Genomic DNA, 20,875 nt, shown 5'->3' with positions numbered 1-20,875 from the left:
CGCGACGTATCGACAAGAATTCGCCACACTACCGCTTTTCGTTATCTTCCGCGGCGGGAAAAGTCGCTGAGCTGGTACTTCGCGAAAATGTAGGTCACGAAAAGCCATAGTGGACGCGTTCCTTGGGCGCGAACAACTCCGATGGCTAATCTCGGGCTTCGATTTCGCGTCCATAGGAGGAACATGTGAGAGGCGGAATACTGGCCCGCGCCACGACGGCGACGGTCCTGTCTCTCGGGCTGATCGGCGGGACACTGTCCCCGGCAGCCACCGCGGTCGCGGCACCGGGTGCGCCACCGAATGCCGGCCCGGCAGCCCCGGTCAACCAGCGGTCCGAGCACGGCTCGCCGGCGACCTCCGCGCTCGAGCACCCGACGACCGGGACCTGGCCGTTCGGCACGAGCCCAGCGAGGGCCGTGGAACAGAGCGCCCTGAGCAAGGCCATGACGGCGGCCACCGCCGCCGCGCGGAAGAAGCACGCGGCCGTGCCGGTGGACGCGGCGACGACCGCCTACACCACGCTGGTCGCCAATCCCGACGGGTCCTACACCGCGCGCCAGGACCTGGAGCCGCAGCGCGCCCGTCACGGCGACGCGTGGGTTCCGATCGACACCACTCTGACCACGGCCAAGGACGGCAGCGTGCGCCCGAAAGCCGCGGCCGTCACGATGGTGTTCTCCGGCGGCGGCACCGGCCCGGCCGCGACCCAGGACGACGGCGCCGGGCACGTGCTGACCTTCACCTGGCCCACCGCCCTGCCCAAGCCCACCGTGCGCGGCTCGGTGGCCACCTACCCGAACGTCTACCCGGGCGTCGACCTGGAGTTGGAGGCCCAACCCACCGGCCTGCGGAACCTGTTCGTCATCCACGACGCGAAGGCTGCGGCGAACCCTGCCGTGCACAGCCTGGGCCTGGGCGTCACCGGCACCGGCCTCACCCTGTCCGCCGAGAACGGCGGGGTCGCGGCCAAGGACGCGACCGGGCGCAAGGTCTTCGGCGGGGCGCCCCCGACGATGTGGGACTCCGCGGGCACAGCGGCCGCCAAGGGCCTCGTCCGGGCGCCGAGCACCGCCGGCCACGTGGCGACCATGCCGGCGCGGGTCACCGGCCAGCGGGTCGAGGTGGCCCCGGACCAGGGCATGCTCACCTCCGCGTCCACCGTGTGGCCGGTCATCGTCGACCCGCCGTGGAACGGTGCCGCGCAGGACTGGATCGAACTCTGGTCGAACGGCACCACCGTCCACCACGGCTACCCGGCCCCCTACGGCGGCTACGACACCCGGGCGGTCCGGGTCGGCAACAGCGGCGGAACCCTCATCCGTTCGCTGCTCAGCTTCGACGCCACCCAGCTGCCCCGGCCGGGCACCCCCGGCAACGAGGCCCTGTTCGTGGTCGGCGCCAACCTCAACCTCAAGCGCCAGCCCACCGCCGCCGGCAACTGCGTGAACACGGCCGTCTGGCGGGCCGACCCGTTCAACGACAGCTCCAACTGGGGCAACCAGAACGGCGGCACCAACACGAACCTGTGGCCGTCCGGCGGCGTCGGCACCGACGGGGCTAGCTGGAGCAACCCGATCGGGTACAGCGCCAGCTGCGCGAGCAACCCCGACTGGTCCACCATCAACATCACCGGTCAGGTCCGCGACGTCTACAACCGGGGTGGTTCCACCTACACCCTGGGCCTGCGCGCCTCGAACGAGGGCCCGAGCAGCGGCAACTACGGATCCTTCAACGTGCAGAACGGCGACGGCGGCAACACGAACGTCTCGATCACCTACTACGCCGAGCCGTCGTTCACGGAACGGCCGAAGATGGGGCTGACGATCACCGGCAACCACGTGGTCCAGAGCGAACCGTGCGGCCAGGACGAGAACCACCCAGGCTACCTGCCGATGCAGACCGCCTCGGTGCCGATCTCGGTGCAGATGGGCGAACCCGACCCGGGGCGCTGGGTGCAGTACTCCTGGGCGATGAACGACCTCACCGACCACTCCCACGGCACCCAGACCACCTCCATGGTGGGCAGCAACGCCGGCTCGCCGATCGCGAACGGCACGCTGTCGAAGGCTGTCTCCACGGCCGACCCGAACGGCTACCCGGCCGGCACGACCCTCCAACTGCAGGACGGGCACAAGTACCAGCTGTTCGCGCAGGCGATGGATGACGTCGACGGAACGCTCGACCACAACGGGCAGTTCCTGAACCCGTACGGGCGCGAACTCTACAACGCGTTCAACGACTTCATGAACAACAAGTACGGCAACACCGGCAACGCGTACTACCCGACCAGCCAGGCGTGCTACTTCATCGCGTCGACGTCCGCGCCGCAGCAGGCGACGTTCAGCTCGATCACGTTCCCGGCGGCGGGGCAGCACCTGCCGTCGTACCCGGAGGTCGGCACCACCGGCACGATCACCGCGGCCTCCACGGCCACCGGCACCCCGATCGTCCGGTTCGACTACGCGATCAACACCGACTCCGCCAACGAGGGGCACGGGAACTGCCCGAGCACGTCCAAGCCCGACGCCTGCGACTCACGGTCCGTCACACCGGGTCTGACCGCCTCGACCGACATCCCCATCCCGGCGGACGCGACCCGCTGGGGCAACAACCACATCTACGTGTCCGCCGTCGACGCGGCGGGCAATGTCTCCCCGTACTCCCGGTACGACTTCTTCCTCTCCCAGAAGTTCCAACCGGTCTCCTACGGCGACGTCACAGGCGACGGCGTGCCGGACGTGATGGCCGTCGACGCCGGCGGGAACCTGGTCACCTACCCGACCAACCTGGACCCGGCCCCCGGGGCCAACAACGCGGTCCGGGCCGCGCCGGCCGCCGCGGCCCCGAACGGGACCTCCTGGGCCAGTGCGCTCTACACCCACCGGGGCGCGATCCGGGTCCAGCCGACCGACGACCTGTTCGCCTGGGACAAGGACACCAACGCCACCGGGCACCTGTACTACTACTACAACGCACAGACCCTGTCGGCGAGCACCCAGCCCGGGTACAAGCCGCCGACCACCCCCGACGGCTTCGTGCAGGGCGCGCAGGCCGAGATCACCCGGCCTTCGTGCAACCCATCGGCCGGCAACGGCTTCTGCGCCGGCTACGACCAGTCGACCTGGAACAACGTCGTACAGGTCGCGGCGGTCGGGCCAGTGCTGGGCGGCTGTGACATCGCCACGCCGACGATGGCGTGCAAGACGAATCTGATCACCGTCGAGACCGACCCGGCCGGCGGCCCGTCCAAGGTCTGGATGTTCAGCCCGGTCGGCGTCGGCCGGCTGGCCAACCCGGTGCTGCTGTCCACGTCCACCTCCACGTGGCACTGGGAGACCACGAGACTGCTCAGCCCGGGCAACGCAGACAGCCACCCCGGCGGTTCGGGCGGCATGCCGGACCTGTGGGCCCGCGACGCCGACGGCACGCTGTGGCAGTTCCCGAACACGTCCACGCCGTCCACCCCGGGCGCCGGCCTCGGCGACCTCGCGCACAAGGTCCAGCTCGGCCAGTTCGGCGAGTTCGGCAAGTACAAGTGGATCAACTCCGCCGGCGACCTGAACGCCGACGGCAAGCCCGACGTGTGGACGATGGACCTCACCGACCAGATGGGGGTCGTCTTCAGCCCGATCGGCAACCCGAGCGGCAACGGGCTGGCCACCCAGACGCAGGACAGCGCGACCCCGTTGCGCTGGGCGGCCAGCACGGCGGTGGCCACAGTCCAGGGCGCCCCCGTGGCCCCCGGCGTCGGCGGGCAGCTCGTGGTCGACCAGACCGACGGCAACAACCCGTCCCGGCAACTCTGCGTCGACGACCTGAACGGCAGCCTCGCGACCGGAGCCACGGTCGACGTGTACGACTGCAACGGCACCTACGCCCAGCAGTGGTACTTCGCTCCCGACGGCACGATCCGGATCATGCCGCAGACGCCGGGCACCACGCCGAACATGTGCCTGAGCCCAGGCACCTCGCTGCTGCTCGGCGGGAAGATCGGCCTCTACCCCTGCGCCGGCGACGCGTCGCAGGTCTGGCGCACCGTCCCGTCCCCGTCGACCCCCGGCAGGTACTCGCTCTACCACCCCGCCTCGGGGCTGTGCGTGGACGACGCCGGGTACAGCACGGTCAACGGCACCCAGTTCGTCCTGTGGCAGTGCTGGGACGGCACCCCGCAGCGCTTCGCCCTACCCAGCGGATCCAACCAGACCCAGACGGATGACGCCGAATCCATCTGGTACACCGCGTCGGGGGCCACGCCCACGGTGCAGACGGGCTGCTGCGGGGTCAGCTGGTCCAACAACGCTCAGCTGATGCTGCCGAACACCGCGGTGAACTCCTCGGTGACGCTCAACTACTACGTGGCCAACGCCGGCACCTACCAGCTGACCCCGACCATGACCAGGGCCGTCGACTACGGCAAGGTCACGGCACTGGTCGACGACAAGGCCTTGCCGAACGTGTTCGACGGCTACCACAACGGCGTGGACACCGTGAAGCACCTCTTCGGCTCGGTCAACCTGACCGCGGGCAACCACGCGTTCACATTCAAGGTCACCGGCACCAGCGGGTCGTCCACCGGCAACCGGTACAACGCCGGGATCGACACCCTCACGCTGGTGCCGACGACCGGTCTCGGCGCGCTCGCCGCGCTGAGCCTTGACAAGACGTCGGGCAACGCGCCGCTGGCGGTCACCGCCGACGCGTCGGGGTCGGTGCCCGGCGGGGCTGCCATCTCCAGCTACACGTTCGACTTCGGTGACGGCAGGGTGATCGGCCCGCAGGCAGGCAGGTCGACCACCCACACTTACACCGCGGGCGGCACGTACGTGGTCCGGGTGACCGTCACCGATGCCGCCGGAGTGAAGTCGGCGGCTACCGCGCCGGTCACCATCATCCAGCCGAACCTCACCGCCGCGCTGGCCACCAGCCAGACAGCGGCGCTGACGGCGAAGGCCGACGCCTCGGGCTCTACAGCCGGGGCGAACGCGATCTCGACGTACACGTTCGACTTCGGCGACGGGACCACCGTCGGGCCGCAGGCGGGCGCGACGGCGACCCACCTGTACGCCGCGGCGGGCACCTACACCGTCAAGGTCACCGTCACGGACACGGCCTCGGCCACGTCCACGGCGACCGCACCGGTGACGGTCGGCGCCACCAGCGCCGCACCGGCCTACGTCGGCAGGGTCGCCTCGGCCACCGGGGCGGCCTCGGTCACCTCCGTGGCCCTGCACCCAGGAAGTTCCGGGGTGAAGGTCGGCGACACGCTCCTGATCTCGGCGATGCTGACCAACACCAAGTCCGGTACGGTCAGCGCCACCGACACCAAGGGCAACGTGTACTCCGTGGTGCTCATCCAGGCCGACACCGGCGGCGACACCACCGTCGTGCTGTCCTCGGTGAACGTGACGGCGCTGTCCTCGACTGACACGGTCACGGTGACGTTCCCGGCGACCGGGGAACAGGAAGTGGCCGTTGACGAGTTCTCCGGGGTGACGGCCGTCGACCAGCACGCGTCGGCGACCGGCACCGCCACGACCTTCAACTCCGGAAACTCGCCCACGACCACGGCGGCCACGGAGCTGGTATTCGGGGTGGCTGGGGTGCAGGGCGGGGCCAACGCCACCTGGGCCGGCGGGTTCACGGCGTTGCCGACGCTGTTCGTCTCCAGCGACCAGCTCGCCACGGCGTACAAGGCGGTCAGCGCGACCGGGGCGTACAACGCGTCGGGGACGGCGGCCAAGGCGTGGATGGCGGGGGTGGTCACCCTCGGATAGCGATCCGGCAGGAGTGGCCCGCCCCGCGACGTGGGGCGGGCCTCCGCTGTCCTATCGCAGCGCCGCCCACAGGTTCGGAGTGCTCCGGACATCGGGGGTGAGGCTCGCCAGGTGGGCGCGGAGCGCGTCGGCGCGCGGATCGCCGATCTCGTCGAGGATGTCCATCGCCCGGAACCAGTGGCTGCGCCCCTCCGGGGTCTGGCCGTCCTGGCACAGCGTGTCGCCGATGCTGAGCAGCGCGCTCGCCTCCTGGTGCCGGGCGCCGAGCTCCTGGTGGATCGCGAGCGCCTCGTGCATGAGACGGAGGGCCTCGGCACGGTCGCCCTGCGTCCTTCGCACCACGCCCAGGGCGTTCATCGTCGCGCCTTGCCGTTCCCGGTGACCGGACGACCGGTACGCCTCGATGGCGCTCAGGTAGCTGTCGGCGGCGGCCTCGGTCTGGTCGATGTGGCCGTACGCCACCCCGAGATTGTTCAGGGCGTTGCCCTCCGCGGTGTGGTCGCCGACCTCGCGCGCCAGAGCCAGGCCCCGGTTCAGGACGGGGATCGCCTCGTCGTACCGGCCGAGCGTGGACAGGGTGTTGCCCAGATTGGCCAGCGCCATCGCCTCGCCCTGGCGGTCGTTGTCCGCCCGGCGGATGTCGACGGCCCGCTGGTAGCAGTCCAGTGCCTCCTCCACCCGGAACAGCGCGTGGTAGACGATGCCCAGCCCGTTCAACATGCGGCCCTCGCCGCGGAGGTCGCCGAGTCGCCGGGCGGCGTCCAGCCCGGCCCGGAAGAGATGCACGTAGTCCGTCCAGTGCCCGCGCAGATGGAGGAAGGCCCGCACGGCCGCCGGCAACATCCACGCCAGCTCATCGAAGCCCTCCGCGCGGGCCTGATCGGCGGCGGCGATCAGATTGACCCGCTCCGTCTCGAACCACGCCAGGGCGGACTTGCGGTCGGTGAACGAGGCCGGCGACAGACCCGGGTCCAGCTCCGGAAGCTCCAGGCGCAGCGGGACGGGGCTCAGTTGCCCGCTGGCCGCCGCCGCACCGTGCAGGTACCACGTGAGCAGCCGCCGTACGGCGTCCCGGCGGCCGGCAGGGCTCTCCTCGGCGGCCGCCCGCTCACTGGCGTAGATCCGGACCAGGTCGTGGAACGCGTACCGGTCAGGTTCCGGGTTGTCGAGCAGATACACCCCGGACAGGGCGCGCAGCAGACCCTCGGCGGTCTCCGGGTCCCGGCCGACCAGCGCCCCGGCGGCGCGGCGGTCCAGATCGGGGCCGTGCCACAGCCCCAGCAGCCGGAACACCCGGGCCGACTCGGCGGACAGCCTCCGGTGGCCCACCGCCAGCGAACCGCGCACCGCCCGGTCCTCGACCGCCAACTCGTCGAGCCGTCGGCTCTGGTCGGCTAGCCGGTCGGCGAGGGTCCGCACGGTCCAGTCCAGCTCGGCGACCAGGCGCCCGGCGGCCAACCGGATCGCCAGCGGCAGACCGGCGCACATCCGCACCACCTCGGCCGAGGCCTCCAGATCGACCCGCGCCTGGTCCGGGCCGAGGATCCGCTCGAACAGCGCCAGCGCCTCCGCGTCGTCGAGCACCTCGAGCGTCATCCGGTGTACGCCGTCCAGGCCCGCGAGCCGGCCCCGGCTGGTGATCAGCACGGCGCTGTCCCCGGTACCGGGCAGCAGCGGGCGGACCTGCCCCGCGTCCACGGCGTCGTCCAGCACCACCAGCACCCTGCGGTCGGCGAGCATGCTGCGGTAGAGGGCCCCGCGTTCGTCCTCCTCCGTGGGGATGGCCGTCGGGGCGACGCCGAGGCCGCGGAGGAACCGGGCCAGCACCTCTCCGGGGGCCAGCGGCGTCACGCCGCCCGCGCGCAGGTTCACGTAGAGCTGACCGTCGCCGAACTGGTCCCGGAACAGGTGGCCGACATGGACCGCCAGGGTCGTCTTGCCGATTCCGCCGGCACCGGCCAGCGCGGTCAGCACCACCTGGCTGCCCGCGGTGGTCAGCAGCCGGCCCAGCTCCGCGGCCTGCCCGGCCCGCCCGGTGAAGTCGGCCACGTCGGCGGGGAGCTGGGTCGGCACGGGCGGTCCCGCGAGCCTGGCCGGCGTCTCGGTCAGCTCCAGGGCGGGATCGTTGGCCAGGATCCGCTGGTGCAGGTCACGCAGCTCCGAGCCCGGTTCCACCCCGCCCTCGGTGATCAGGATCCGGCGGGCCTCGAGGTAGCCGGCGAGCGCCTCGGACTGGCGACCGGTGCGGTACAGCGCGAGGATCAGCTGGGCGTGGAATCGCTCCCGGAGCGGATGTTCGCGGGTCAGGTCCTGCAGTTCGACGACGAGCCCGTCATGCCGCCCCCGCTGGAGGTCCGCCTGGACGCGCACCTCGAGCGCCTCGAGCCGCAGCGCGTGCAGCCGGTGGCGTTCGTCGCGGCACAAATCGTCGGACGGGACGTCGGCGAGGGGCTCGGCCCGCCACAGCCGCAGGGCATCGCCGGCCAGGTCACCGGCCCGCTCCCACTGCCCGGCGTCGATGGCGGCGCGTGCGGCGTCGAGCTGGCCGCGGAACACGGCCGCGTCGAGTTCCCCGGCGTCGATCTGCAGGATATAGCCCGGATTGCGGGTGAGAATCCGGTCTTTGCCGAGCCGCTGCCGGAGCCGGTTGACCAGGACGTGCAGCGCGGCCGGCGCGTCGGCGGGCTGCCCGTCCGCCCAGATCAGATCGCACAGTTCATCGGTACTGACGTGCCCCGGCGCCCGCAGCAGCAGCGCGGCCAGCAGCGTGCGCTGCCTCGGCCCGGCTATCGCGAGCTCGCGGCCGTCCTCGCGGACCACGAGAGGACCGAGGATCGCGAACTCCGTCATGACATCCCTCCCGCTCGGGTCTCGTCTGGAGCATGAAAGGTCAGCGCAAGGCCAGAATCCTACCGTGATCGACAGGGGCGCCAGCCGGTCGCCGCTGAACGGGGGAGCACTCGATGATCATGCCTGAGAACGCTGCGGTCAAGGATTCCTGGTGGGTCGAGCTGGAGGACCTGCTGGCCCGGTTCGCGGGACGTTTCGGCAGGGTGGAGCCCCGGCGCAGGGCGGGGGAGTACGTCAGGGGCCTGCTCGCCCCGGTGGCCCGCAAGACCGGCTCGGGTCTGGCGTCGGCAGCCGGACACGCGAGCCCGGACGGGATGCACAAACTGCTCAACTCAAGCAGATGGGACGCCGATGCCGTCCGCGACGACCTCCGCGGCTACGCGGTCGAGCACCTGGGCGCGGCCGACGCGGTCCTCGTCCTCCGCGAGGTCAGCTTCACGAAGAAGGGCACCAGGTCCGTCGGGGTGCAGCGTCAGCACAGTCCGGCGACCGGCAGGACGGAGAATTGTCAGATCGGCGTCTTCCTCACCTACGCCTCGTCGCGGGGAACCACGGTCCTGGACCGGGAACTCTTCCTGCCCCGGTCCTGGGTGGACGACCCTGACCGCAGGACCGCGGCCGCGGTGCCGACGGGCCGGACGTACGCGACCCGCACCCAGCTGGCCCAGGCGATGGTGGGGCGGGCCCTGACATCGGACGTACCGTTCTCCTGGGTGTCCGGCGACGAGGAGCAAGTCCGCGACCCCCGGTTCCGGCGGTGGCTGGAATCCCGCAGAGTGCCGTACGTGCTCGCGCTGCCCCGGCCCCGCGAGGGAGCGGTGCGCCGGTGGACGGCCGTCCCGGATCCGGATCGCGAATGGACCGTACTGGCCAGGCACCCGTCCCGGCACGCCGGCTGGGAACGCTGGATGCTGGCCCGACGCCCCCTGGCGCACCGGGAGGACGTGTCCCACTACCTGGGGTTCTGCCCTGCGGGCACGAGGACGACGGACCTCGTCAGGGTCGCCGAGATCCGCGACCGCGTGCACGCGCGGCTCCGGGCGGGCACGGACCAGGTAGGGCTCGAGGACTACGAGGTCCGGCAGTACCACGCGTGGTACCGGCACATGACGCTGGCGATGGCGGCCTACAGTTTCCTGGCGGCGATGGCCGACGCGAACCCGATGTGAGGCTGCCGCGGGCGCTGCCGGTTCCAGAGGAGGTTCAGAAGTCGGTGCGCCAGTTGTGGACCCGGTCCGCGAGAATCTCGGCCTCGATGCGACGCAGCTCCGGCCCCGGGCGGACAGCCAACTCCTCGCCCAGGATGCGGTGCGCGCGGCGGTACACCGACAGCGCCTCGGCGCGCCGGCCGCTGCTGGCCAGCGCGATCATGAGCTGGGCGTAGAAGCGCTCGTGGTACGGGTGCAGCACGATGAGGTTGCTCAACTGGGGGATGATCTCGCCGTACTGCCGCATCCGCAGCCCCGCCTCCATCCGCAGCACCGTGGCCGTCAGCCGGAGTTCCTGCAGCCGGGCGATCTCGCCCTGCGCCGGTGGCATGTGCTGGACCTCCTCCAGTGGCTCGCCCCGCCACAGGTTCAACGCCTCGCGCAACAGCCGGGCCGCGTCCTCGACGCGGTCGCGGTGCAGCGACCGCGCCCCGAGGTGCAGCAGCTCCTGGAACCGCAGGAGATCGAGCTGGTCGACGCGGACCCGGCACAGGTAGCCGCCGCCCCGGGTCAGCAGCAGGGTCGGCGCGAGCCCCGGGGGCCGGTCCGGTTCGAGTTGCCGGCGGAGCACTGAGACGTGCGCCTGGATCACGAGCGCGGCGGACGGCGGCGGGTCTGTCAGCCACAGCCAGTCGATCAGCCGGGTGGTGGGCACAACCTGATTGGCGTTGACGAGCAGGGCGATCAGGACGGCGCGACGCTTCGTGCCCGCGACCGGAACGTAGCCTTCGGGGCTGTGCACCGTCAACGACCCCAGGATGTCGAAACGCATCCGCACCTCCCCTTCGAGGGGGGCAAGTAGGCCCATTATGTGGACGGTCGTCGATATAACGCAAGGTCCGTTACCTGTGAGTAACGCAAGCGAACCACAAGGTGATCGCAATGCGACCACCACCGGTCCATAAGGGATGCTCCCCATACTTTCGAGACCACTCGAAGGATCGGGGAGGACGATGTTCCCCACATCGAAGATCGACGCCAGAGCCGTGTACGACCCGTCCCACCCGCCCGCCCCGGTGCCCTGGCCCGGCTGGCACCCCCGGGCGCTGGCCCGCTTCGTCACGGGCTTCTACCGCACCCGGCTGGCGTGGCTGTCCCTCGCCGTCACAGTGTTCGCGCACATCTACGTCGGCGGGGCGGCCATGTTCTGGTACCACTCCGTGCTCCTCGGCGAGGGAGGCCCGGCGATCAGCCCCGTCCTGCACTGGCTCGTCGACTCCACCGCCGGACTCGTCGCCCTCACCCCGGTACTCGTCGTCCTCCTGCCCTTCGCGGGTCGCCACGCCATCGTCCGCCCGGGAGTGTTCAGCCCCCGCCGGTTCGCGGTGTTCGGCGGGGCGGCGTTCGCCCTGGCGACCGGGCCGGGCCCCGTGCTGCACGACCACCTCGTCGGCCGCGGCACGTGGCTCGCCGCCCAGGTCACCCGGGTCTGGGGCGACGGCCGACCGCTCGGCCCCAGCGAGCACATTCCGCCGGCGCTCGACATCCTCCTCCAGGTGGCCTACGGGCTGCCGGTCTACATCGCGCTGATGTGGCTGACCCTGGTCGGCATCCGTGCGGTCGTCCGCGCGCACGGAGCGGCCCGGGGGTGACGTCACGCGGGCGGAGGCGGGGCGCGGGTGCTACCTCGTGGCGGCGGCGACGAGGATCTGGCAGGGCCCGGTGAACCCGTCGGCGTCCTCGAACCCGGCCAGGGCGGTGGCGACCTCGGCCCAGGCGGCAGCCCGTGCGTGGTCGTCGAGGTGGGCGAGCATTTGGTGCAGCGCGCCGAAGGACTCCTGTGCGAAGCGCAGGCAGTCGGCCGCCGAAGCCATGCGCAGCGGCGCGTCTACCGCCTCGATCACGATGTCGCGGAACCCGGCCCGGGCGAGCGCGGCGGCGAGCACGTCGGGAGCGCCGAGGCTGAAGGGGCCCGGTTGCCCCGGTGCCGGCGGGGGAAGCTGGGTGTGTCGGCGGATGATCTCGACGGGTACGGAGAAGAAGCCGTTGCGGTCCGCCGGGCCGTACACGATCGCCCCGATCCGCCCGCCGGGGCGCAGCGCGGCCAGCATGCCGGCCAGTGCCCGCCGCTGGTCGGGGAAGTACATCAGCCCCAACCGGCAGATCGCGGCGTCGAATCGCCCCGCCGGCACACCGAGGTCCTCGCCGTCGGCCTCGGACACGGTCACGTTGTCCAGGCCGGCCGAGCGCGCCCGCTGCCGCGCGTACGCCAGGATGGCCGGGGAGATGTCCGTGGCCAGGACGTGACCGAGCGGGCCGACCCGCTGCGCCGCCGCCATGGTCTGACCGCCAGCGCCGGCCGCGACGTCCAGGACGTCGGCTCCCGGGGCGACCCCGCACAGCTCCAGCATCCGGTCGGTCACCGGGCCGAGCCAGGCGTCCAGGGCGGGGTTCCACCGATCCCACGCCTCGGCCACCGTCTCCCACTGCTGCCGCGTCGTGGACTTGAACGCGACCGGATCAAACGCTGACGTGCTCATCGCGGACTCCCTCGGACAGCCAGGCCTACCCCTGATGTTGTACACCTGTGACCCCCTACCACGAGGGGTTGAGCAGGTGAAACAGCACGTGGTCCTGCCACCGGCCGGCGATGTTCAGGTATTCCGGTGCCACGCCGTACGGCCGGAAACCGTTGCGCAGCAACACCTGCTGTGACCCTGTGTTGTGCAGCATCGTCTCCGCCTGCAGGCGATGCAGGTGGAGTTCGCCGAAGGCCAGTGCGACGGCGTCGGCGACCGCCCTGGTGGCGAACCCGCGGCCCTGACGCGTCGGGCTCACCCAGTACCCGACCGCGGCCGACTGCAGGGCGCCGCGGGTCACACCGTTGAGGGTGAGCCGGCCGATGATCTCGGTGCCGTCGACGATGACCAGCGGCACGGTGGTCCCCTGGTCGTAGCCCCGCAGGGACGTCTCCAGGAGGGAGCGCTGGCTGTCGACCGTGAACCAGTCGTCCTCGCGCAGCGGCTCCCACGGCGCAAGGGAGTCACGATGCGTGACCAGTAGATCCGCGACGGCCGCCGCGTCGTCCACGGTGGCGATCCGGGTTACCCGCATCTCGAGACTCCCTCTCTCCGGGTGGGCCGTTCGCACGCCGTTCCCGGCCGTGCGCGCGGTCAGGTCGCAATCTAACAGTGTTAGATTGCGGGGGACAGTTCCGAACGGGGAGACAGTAGCCGCCGGTCTCGAAGGCCGCCCGCCCCACTGGTACCCAGAAAGGTGAGAACCGTGAGTGACCGCACCTACCGCGTCATCGTCCGGGGCGTCTTCGTCGACCTCGACGACGCCCAACGCGCGGCGCTGCTCGCCGTCGCCGACGAGCACGACCTGCTCAACGCCGCGTTCACCGACGCCGGCACGCTGGCCTACGACCGGTCGCTGCGCGCCTTCTCGTTCCGCTGCGTGGTCCGCCAACCTGTCGACGCCGCCGACGACGACGCGGTCGTGACCGCCAGTGACCGGGCCTCGGCGGCACTCGCCGACCGGGGCGTGCGGCACAACGCACTGCGCGGCACCGCCACCAGCGTGGACGACATGAAGATCAACCGTCCCCGCCGATAGCGGGGCGCCAGACCGGCCAGCCGGCGACGACGTGGACGAGCCTGCGGGCGCGCCGTTGCTAGGCTTGCTCATGATCATCGAAGCGGCGTGCCGCCGCGAGCAGCTTCGTGACTTTCTCCGGTCCCGGCGGGCCCGGCTCACCCCGGCGGACGTGGGGCTGGTGACCGCCGGGCGGCGGCGTACCCCCGGACTGCGCCGCGAGGAGGTCGCGCTGCTGGCCGGGGTCGGGGTGTCCTGGTACACCTGGCTGGAGCAGGGCCGCGACATCACGGTGTCGGCGGAGGTGCTCGACGCGGTCGCCCGGGCGCTGCGGCTGGACCAGCCGGAGCGGGCCCACCTCTACCTGGTCGCCGGGCTCAACCCGCCACCGGTCAGCGGCGACCCCGGGACTGTGATCACCCCCGAGGTGCTGGCCCTGCTCGACGCCTGGGCGCCCCGGCCGGCGGTCCTGCGGGACCGGTGTTGGAACGTGCTGGCGTACAACGACACCGCCCGGGACGTGTTCGGCTTCGACGGCACGCCCCGCAACTGCCTGGTCACCTTCTTCGCACATCCGTGGTACCGCGCGATGCCCGCCCCCTGGTCGGCCGCCGCCCCCGCCGTGGTGGCGGCGTACCGCGCCGACGCCGTGCACGCGCCCGGCTGCCAACGGGTGGTGGACGATCTGAGCGAGGTCGCGCCCGAGTTCGCCGAGCTGTGGCGGCGGCACGACGTGGGGGTGCCCGGCCCGGCCGTGCACGCACTGCTGCACCCCGACCTGGGCGAGCTGCACTTCGACGCCACCACGCTGACCGTCGCGCACCATCTCGACTGGCAGCTGGTGCTGTACAACCCCCGAACACCTCAACCTGGTGGTGTCGCACCCACGTTAACCACGCACTGTATGCCGCAGGCGAGGGTCGACACCCTGGAGTCATGACGCACAACAGGTACGAGAACAAGGTCGCGCTGATCACGGGCGGCAGCAGCGGCATGGGCCTGGCCGGCGCGCGCCGACTGCTCGCCGAGGGCGCCCGGGTGGTCGTCACCGGCAGGGACCCGGCCCGGCTCGACGCGGCGGTGGCCGAGCTCGGCGGCGACGTGCTCGGCGTGCCCGGCGACGCGACGGACCTCGCCGACCTGCGACGGTTGACCGCCGCCGTCGCGGGCCGGTACGGCCGGCTGGACGTCCTGTTCGCCAACGCGGGGATCGGCGCGTTCCAGCCCCTCGCCGAGGTCACCGAGCCGGAGTTCCACCGGGTGATGGACGCCAACGTCAAGGCGGCGTTCTTCACCATCCAGCAGGCGCTGCCGCTGATGGTCGACGGGGGCGCGATCGTGATCAACGCGTCGTTCGCGCTGCACCGCGGGGTGCCCGGCGCGGCGCTGTACTCCGCCTCCAAGGCCGCGGTGCACAATCTGGCCCGTACCCTCGCGGCGGAACTGGCTCCCCGTCGCATCCGGGTCAACTCGGTGAGCCCGGGCTTCATCGACACCCCGGCGTTGCGGGCCGAGTCGACGCCGCAGGTGCGGGCCGCTGCCGCCGCCACGGTCGTGGCCGGCCGGATCGGACGCGCCGAGGAGGTGGCCGCGGCGTTCGCGTTCCTCGCCTCCGACGAGGCGTCCTACGTCAACGGTCACGACCTGGTGATCGACGGGGGACTGACCGCCGCGGTACCGGCGCCGCTGCTGTGAGGACAGACAGGCGCCCCGTCAGCCGGTGAGCAGCCGCGCGTACGCGTCCCGGCCGGGGGCACCCTGGCACTCGTCGGCGTCACCGGTGCCGGCAAGTCCACCATCGCCAGGCTGCTGCTGCGGTTCCACGATCCGCTCGCCGGACACCTGAGCCTCGACGGCGTCGACCTGAGGGACCTGCGCGCGCGGGACCTGCGCCGGGCCGTCAGTCTCGTACCCCAGGAGGGGTTCCGCTTCGCCGGCACCCTGGCCGACAACCTGCGGTTCGGCGACCCGGACGCGAGCCCCGCGCGGGTCGAGGCGGCGGTCCGGGCGATCGGCGCCGGGGAGCGGCTCGGCGGGCACCTCGACCAGCCGGTCGGCGAGCGCGGAGTACGGCTCGCCGCCGGCGAACGGCAGCCGGCAGCCGTGGCGCGGGCCTTCCTGGCGGACCCGGCCGCCCTGGTCCTGGACGAGGCGACCCGCCACCTCGACCTCGACAGCGAGTCCCGGGTCCGCGACGCGCTGCACCGGCTCCGGCACGGCCGCACCACGGTCCTCGTCGCACACCGGCTGTCCAGCGTGCTCGACGCGGACCAGGTCGCCGTGGTCTCCGGTGGCCGGATCGCGGAGGTCGGCCCGCCCGAGGATCTGCTCCGGGCGGGCGGCCTGTTCGCCACCCTGCACCAGCGGTGGGTGGCCACGTCGACATAGCGGCTTTCGAGCGCAATCGCCGCTCCACCTGGCACAACTGTCCACAACCCGTTCAGATCACATGACGGTTACAGGATCCGTCAACCATTGACAGTCCGTAATGGTCCAGTGATCATGCGTCGATGATCTTACGCAGAAGTGGCCCGGCGATCACCGCGCTGAGTGCGCTCGCCCTACTGGCGGGATGCACGACCACCCGGCAGGACTCACCGGACACCTTCGACGGCGAGATCGTCGTCGGCGTGGACCTGGAGCTGACCGGACCGGCGGCGGAGATCGGCACCGTGAACCTGCGCGCGCTCCAGATCACGGCCGACCGGATCAACGAGACCGGCGTCAAGGTCGGCGCGAAACACATGCGGATCCGGCTCGCCGTGCGGGACAACGGCAGCGACCCGACCAGGGCCGCGCAGGAGGCCAGGAACCTCGCCGACGACGACCACGCGGCCGCGATCATCGGCGCGGGCACCACCCCGGTCTCCCTCGGGATCATCGGTGCCACCGAGGCGCTGCGGGTGCCCACGGTGTCCCTGGGCGCGAGCGACGCGCTCGTGACGCCGCTGGCCGAACGCCGGTACACCTTCAAGGTCGCCCCCAACGCCGGCGACGTCGCCGAGGCCGTCGTCGACAACGCCCGCCGGCTAGGCGCCCGCCGGGTCGGGGTCCTGACCGCGTCCAGCGCCTACGGCGACCTCGTCACCAGGGCACTGACGCCGGCGATCACGGCCCGCGCCGCCGAGGGGATGCGCATCGTGCGCACCGAGCGGTTCGCCGAGGACGGCACCGACGTCGCCGACCGGTGGGCGGCGGTGCTCGCGGCCAACCCCGACACGGTTGTCATCGGCGCGCTGATGCCCGGCGCGGGGCGCGCGATCGCCGCCGTGCGGGCCTCGGGCTTCACCGGGAAGGTGTTCCTCGACCCCACGGCCGGGGCGGACAACCTCCTCGCCGGCCAGAACCGGGCGGACGCCGAGGGGATGTACATGGTGCACCCCGCCGTCCTGGACCCCTACGCGATCGCCAACAGCCAGACCGCGATCGCGCAGCACCAGTTCCGCAAGAAGTACGTGGAGAAGTACGACTACTTCTCCGGCCTCGCGCCGAACGCGTACGACGCGCTCTACCTCGTCACCGAGGCGATCGCCTCCGCCGGCGGGACCGAGCGCGACAGGATCCGGGACATGCTCGAACACACCACCTACTACGGCATCGCCGGCAACTACTCGTTCACGTCGTCCAACCACGGCGGGATGCGCCCGGACACCCTCGCCCTGTTCGTGGTGCGCAACGGCGGCTGGGCCCGGGCGATCTGAGCCGCGGTCCCTGGCTGCCCGGCGGTCGCGCCGAGGTGCGTCGCCGGAGGTCAGTTCGAGGACGAGTGGTGCGCGCCGAAGAAGCGACCGGTACGCGGGTTGTGGTGCACCGTCCACTGGGTGCCGTTGGAGTCCACGACGTACACCGTCTTCGTGAAGCCCTGGGCCCGCAGATCGGGATTGGCGGTCTCCACGGTCTGCACCACCTGGGCCCGCCCCTCGACCTGGCCGATCGCGGCCTCCACGGTCGGGTAGGTCTCGGCGGCCTGCCGGCCGGGCGGGGGCTGCTCGACTGGCTGCGGCCGGCGCGGCAGCTGGCCTTCCAACTCGGCCACCCTGCCCTCGATCTGCCCCCGGGCGGCGGTGGTCTCGCCGAGAGACTCGGTGCTCTGCGCGCCGTCGGCATCCACCTGCAGTTCCCTGAGTTCGTGCTCGATATCGCGCAGCTCGCGGACGGCGGCGTCCCGGTTGGGCGTGTCCTCCGGCAGCTCCTCGGCCCCCTGGCGGGCCTGGCGGGCCCGGGTTTTGAGGCTCTCGAGTTCGGCGACCTCGCCGGCCTTGGCGGCCTGCAGGTCCGCCGACGGGGGTCTGGCCCGGCGCGCCTTGTTGTGCACCAGTACGGCGGCCTCGGTCACGAAGTAGGTGTGGCTGCCGGCGACAGTGAGGTTGTGCACCCGCCAGGAACCGCGCGGTCGAGGAGCCACCTTGGCCAGTGGCACCGCCTGGCCGCCCGCGGTGATCAGCACGCAGTCCGCGGTCAGGCGGCCTGCAGGGGTCCACCCGACGCCCTCCACCCAGAACGGGTGCTCGGGACTGCAACCGATCACCTGTCCGGCAACGCTCAGGTCGAGGACCCAGGGCACGGTGTGCGCCATGACGGCGGCGACGAGCCGCGGCCCGGGCTCGCCGCCCGGCTCCGCGCCGATGACCTTGTCGCCGGGGACTAGCCGCTCGATCGGCACCGGCCCGTCGGGAGTGAGCACCAGGGTGCCGGGCACGAAGCAGCCTTCGGGCAGCTCGTCCGGCACGGGCACCGGGTCGCCCTCCTCGACGGGGGGCCGGCCGCCACCCGGCGCGCCCTCCTCGACGGGCACACGACCACCACCGAACAGACCGGGGAACAGCTTGCCCATGCCCCGGAACAGCCCGACGAGCATGATGTTGCCGAGCAGGCCCTTGTCCCACGGCTCGCCGTTGACCACGTTGATGATCGCGCCGATCCCGCCCGCGAGCACCATCTCACCGGCGACGAGCGCGGCGCCCTCCAGCCCGAACGCCGCCAGCGCGACGCCACCGAGGGCGAACGCCGCGCCAGCCGCCGCCCCGATCAGCGCGCCTCGGGTGATGTTGCGCCAGTCGTACCAGTCGCGGCCGCTCTTGACGTTCTGCTGGATTCCGCTGACCGCGCCGCCCACAGCGCCGCCGACGACGAGCGCCGCCGGACCGATGAACGGGAAGAGCACCAGGGTGACCAGCAGTCCGGCCCAGAAGCCCCAGTTGCCGAGCATCTCCTTGATGTCGTCCCACTGCCGGGCGAACCAGTCGCCGATGGAGCCGAGGATCGAGCGCTGCACGACGCGCTGCGCGGTCCGCTGCACCGCCGAGCCCCGATCGGCCACCTGCTGCTGGCCGCGGCTGATCCGTTCGCCGACGCCGGCCAGGGCCTCCTCGGTGTTGACCCGGGTCTGCTCGGCGGGCGCGGCGAGATCTTGGCGGGCGGTGCCGGCCGCCGCCGTCAGACCGGTGCGTGCCTCGCCCGCCGCGTCGGTGAGCCGCTGACCCGCCGCTGTCACCGCCGCCGTCCCGCCGGTGGTCGTCCCGGACACCATGGCCTCGACGCCGCTGGTGACCCGCGCCGTGCCGTCCGCGAGGTCGCCGACGGTCATCGCGGCGGCCCGGGACAGCACGCCGGCGGCACGCGCCGGAGCCTCGGCCAGTGCGGCCCGGGACTGTCCGGCCGCGCCGGCGAGCTCCCCGCCGACGGCGTCGGACACCCGGGCGAGGCCGGTCGCGGCGGTGTCGAACTCCGCGCCGATCACCGTCTGGACCTCGCCCGTCGCGGCGGCGGCGGCCCGCTCGTCGAGCGGGATCGCCGCGGCCTGCCCGGCGATCTCGGTGATCTGGTCGTGAGCGGCGGCGGCGGCCTCGGCGACCCGGGTCCGCAGCGCCGTCGCGGCCTGCGCGCCGGCGTCGAGCAGTTGGGCCCGGTCCAGGGTCGCCCGGGTACTGGCGGCGGTGGCCGCGGCCGAGCCCGCCCGGCTGATCTGCCCGGATGCCCGGGTGACGTGCTCGGCGACCGAGGCGGTGGCCTCCGTGGTGGTCCGGCCCACCTCTGTGGAGGTGTCGGTGGCGGCACCGTCGATCGTCGACGTGGCGCCGGGCAGTTCGGCCTCGACCTGGGCGGCCATCCGGTCCGTGCCCCGGCTGACCTCGCGGTCACTCTCCGCCGCCCGGCCGCGCAGCCCCGCGGTCGCCTCGCCGGACGCCCGACGTAGCTGGTCACGCGCGTCCCCGGACGCCCGGTCGGCCACCTGGGCCTTGCCCTTGTCGACCGGCTCGGAGCCGCCGGCACCGCCGAGCTGTCCCGCCCGGTCGGCCCCGGAGGACAGGGCGGCGGTCGCCGACGTGACGGCAGCCTCGGCGCCGGCGGCGATCTGTGCGCGACTCTCGGCCCCGGCGGCCCGGATGTCGCCGGCGTGGGTGGCGACCGCCGTGCTGACCCGGTCCTTCTCGCCCTGCCGCCATTTCCCGAGCCGGCCGCCCGCCGCCGCCTGGCCTGCCCGGAGTGCTGCGGCCTGGGCGCGTCCGCCGGCGGTCACCTGGTCGTGGGCCTGCCGGGTGTGCTCGTCCACGCGCTCGACCTGCTGCCGCGCCGCCTGGCCGATCTGGCCGGCCTCGGCCTGGGTGGTTTCACCGATCGCGGCGATCGCAGCTCCGGAGGCGGCGCCCAGCCGGGCGGTGCCGGCCGTGCCGGCGGCGAGAACGGCCTGGACGAGTGCCCGCGCCGCGGCGTTGCGCGCCTGTGGTGGCTCGGCTGGCGCCGGCAGCGCTGTGACGGCCGACCGGGCGTCGGCGGCTGCGGTCTGGAAGTCGGCACGGGCCTGGGCTTCGCGCTCACCCGCCGCGCCGGCGGCCTGCCGGGCATCCTCGAGCAGCGGTGCACTGTCGACGTCCGGCGCCGGCGGACGCGGGGGTCGGGTCGGTGCGGCGACGGGTGACCGCTCCGGCCGTGGCGGCGGCGGCAGCGGGGTCGGCGGAGCCTGTGTCGCGGGTCGGGGCGTCGGGTGCCGCGGGTCCGGCGGCGTGGGCGCGGCGGTCAGGTGCGGCGACGGGCCGCCGTCGAGCAGACCGGTCACGGCGGTGTTGCCGGCCAGGCGCTGGAGGAGGTGCCAGTGGGAGGCGGGGCGGCGGGCCGCGGGCGGCCGCTCGGCCTCGGTCTGCGGAGTGGGCCGGTCTGCGCGGGTCGAACGCATGATTCCCCCTGTCACGACGGACGCGTGCAGGGTGCCGGCCAGGCCACGCCCTGTCCACGACAGCGTCAAATCTACCAGGGTCGATGCATATCGCAATCATGCTGTCAGTGCCGGTGAGCGCGGCGCGCCGAGCCGACGGTTCCCGGCGCGCCCGGTCGTGGCGGGACGACGCGGAGCACGGGGGCGGGTCCTCGATGTGGCCGTCCGGAGCCGCGGCCACGGCCTCTCGAAGGCCGTGGTGCCGGACTCCAGAACCGCTGCGCGGAGGATGTGTTTCGCGGGTGGCCTTCCTTCGGGTACCCGGCGGACGACAGCGTCAACCGCGGTCACGG

At 72.4% G+C, this 20,875-nt stretch carries 13 protein-coding genes and 1 pseudogene; 9 read left to right on the top strand and 5 right to left on the bottom strand.

Annotation, left to right across the window (positions count from 1 at the left end; all coding sequences use genetic code 11):
* Nucleotides 1–185: 185 nt before the first annotated feature.
* Entirely contained in the window at nucleotides 186–5,774 is a 5,589-nt protein-coding gene (locus tag IW245_RS42120) for a PKD domain-containing protein (RefSeq protein ID WP_197002742.1), read from the top strand.
* Nucleotides 5,775–5,825: 51 nt separating this feature from the next.
* Here IW245_RS42120 and IW245_RS09090 read toward each other — a convergent pair whose 3' ends face one another.
* Nucleotides 5,826–8,624 carry an AfsR/SARP family transcriptional regulator gene (locus tag IW245_RS09090; protein ID WP_197002741.1) on the bottom strand — a complete coding sequence of 933 codons (2,799 nt, stop codon included), beginning with the start codon at nucleotides 8,622–8,624 and terminating at the stop codon, nucleotides 5,826–5,828.
* Between the two features lie 113 nt (nucleotides 8,625–8,737).
* On the opposite strand from IW245_RS09090, the gene IW245_RS09085 reads away from it, so the two are divergent.
* Nucleotides 8,738–9,793, top strand: a complete 1,056-nt coding sequence (locus IW245_RS09085; RefSeq protein ID WP_197002740.1) for an IS701 family transposase — start codon at nucleotides 8,738–8,740, stop codon at nucleotides 9,791–9,793.
* A 34-nt stretch (nucleotides 9,794–9,827) separates the two neighbouring features.
* On the opposite strand, the gene IW245_RS09080 is transcribed toward IW245_RS09085, so the two are convergent.
* Entirely contained in the window at nucleotides 9,828–10,604 is a 777-nt protein-coding gene (locus IW245_RS09080; RefSeq protein WP_197002739.1) for an AfsR/SARP family transcriptional regulator, read from the bottom strand.
* A 181-nt stretch (nucleotides 10,605–10,785) separates the two neighbouring features.
* Here IW245_RS09080 and IW245_RS09075 point away from each other — a divergent pair, with 181 nt between their 5' ends.
* Nucleotides 10,786–11,424 (top strand): hypothetical protein, encoded by a 639-nt coding sequence (locus tag IW245_RS09075; RefSeq protein WP_197002738.1) that lies wholly within the window; start codon nucleotides 10,786–10,788, stop codon nucleotides 11,422–11,424.
* A 30-nt stretch (nucleotides 11,425–11,454) separates the two neighbouring features.
* Here the strand turns inward: IW245_RS09075 and IW245_RS09070 are convergent, their stop codons facing one another.
* Together IW245_RS09070 and IW245_RS09065 are read right to left on the bottom strand one after the other, a co-directional pair.
* Entirely contained in the window at nucleotides 11,455–12,312 is an 858-nt protein-coding gene (locus tag IW245_RS09070; protein WP_197002737.1) for a class I SAM-dependent methyltransferase, read from the bottom strand.
* Nucleotides 12,313–12,367: 55 nt separating this feature from the next.
* Nucleotides 12,368–12,886, bottom strand: coding sequence for a GNAT family N-acetyltransferase (locus tag IW245_RS09065; protein WP_197002736.1), 519 nt, complete (start codon nucleotides 12,884–12,886; stop codon nucleotides 12,368–12,370).
* Nucleotides 12,887–13,057: 171 nt separating this feature from the next.
* Here IW245_RS09065 and IW245_RS09060 point away from each other — a divergent pair, with 171 nt between their 5' ends.
* The 6 genes and pseudogenes from IW245_RS09060 (at nucleotide 13,058) to IW245_RS09040 (ending at nucleotide 17,070) form a co-directional block, all read left to right on the top strand.
* On the top strand, nucleotides 13,058–13,390 hold the full coding sequence (locus IW245_RS09060) for a DUF6204 family protein (RefSeq protein WP_197002735.1): 333 nt from the start codon (nucleotides 13,058–13,060) through the stop codon (nucleotides 13,388–13,390).
* A 70-nt stretch (nucleotides 13,391–13,460) separates the two neighbouring features.
* Nucleotides 13,461–14,309 carry a helix-turn-helix transcriptional regulator gene (locus IW245_RS09055; RefSeq protein ID WP_197002734.1) on the top strand — a complete coding sequence of 283 codons (849 nt, stop codon included), beginning with the start codon at nucleotides 13,461–13,463 and terminating at the stop codon, nucleotides 14,307–14,309.
* On the top strand, nucleotides 14,306–15,064 hold the full coding sequence (locus IW245_RS09050) for a glucose 1-dehydrogenase (RefSeq protein ID WP_197002733.1): 759 nt from the start codon (nucleotides 14,306–14,308) through the stop codon (nucleotides 15,062–15,064). The genes IW245_RS09055 and IW245_RS09050 overlap by 4 nt, the downstream gene beginning before the upstream one ends.
* A 63-nt stretch (nucleotides 15,065–15,127) precedes the next feature.
* Nucleotides 15,128–15,466: pseudogene (locus IW245_RS42610) on the top strand (ATP-binding cassette domain-containing protein); the annotation flags it as partial.
* A 6-nt stretch (nucleotides 15,467–15,472) separates the two neighbouring features.
* Nucleotides 15,473–15,757: a hypothetical protein gene (locus tag IW245_RS40435; RefSeq protein WP_231398719.1), complete on the top strand. Its 285-nt coding sequence runs from the start codon at nucleotides 15,473–15,475 to the stop codon at nucleotides 15,755–15,757.
* A 122-nt stretch (nucleotides 15,758–15,879) separates the two neighbouring features.
* Entirely contained in the window at nucleotides 15,880–17,070 is a 1,191-nt protein-coding gene (locus IW245_RS09040; protein WP_197002732.1) for an ABC transporter substrate-binding protein, read from the top strand.
* 50 nt (nucleotides 17,071–17,120) lie between these two features.
* On the opposite strand, the gene IW245_RS09035 is transcribed toward IW245_RS09040, so the two are convergent.
* Entirely contained in the window at nucleotides 17,121–20,543 is a 3,423-nt protein-coding gene (locus IW245_RS09035) for a polymorphic toxin-type HINT domain-containing protein (protein WP_197002731.1), read from the bottom strand.
* Nucleotides 20,544–20,875 lie beyond the last annotated feature (332 nt).

Origin of the sequence: Longispora fulva, assembly GCF_015751905.1 — a bacterium.
Classification (GTDB): Bacteria; Actinomycetota; Actinomycetes; order Mycobacteriales; family Micromonosporaceae; genus Longispora; species Longispora fulva.
The sequence above is the reverse complement of the archived record's forward strand: the minus strand, read 5'-3'. Positions and strand labels throughout refer to the sequence as shown.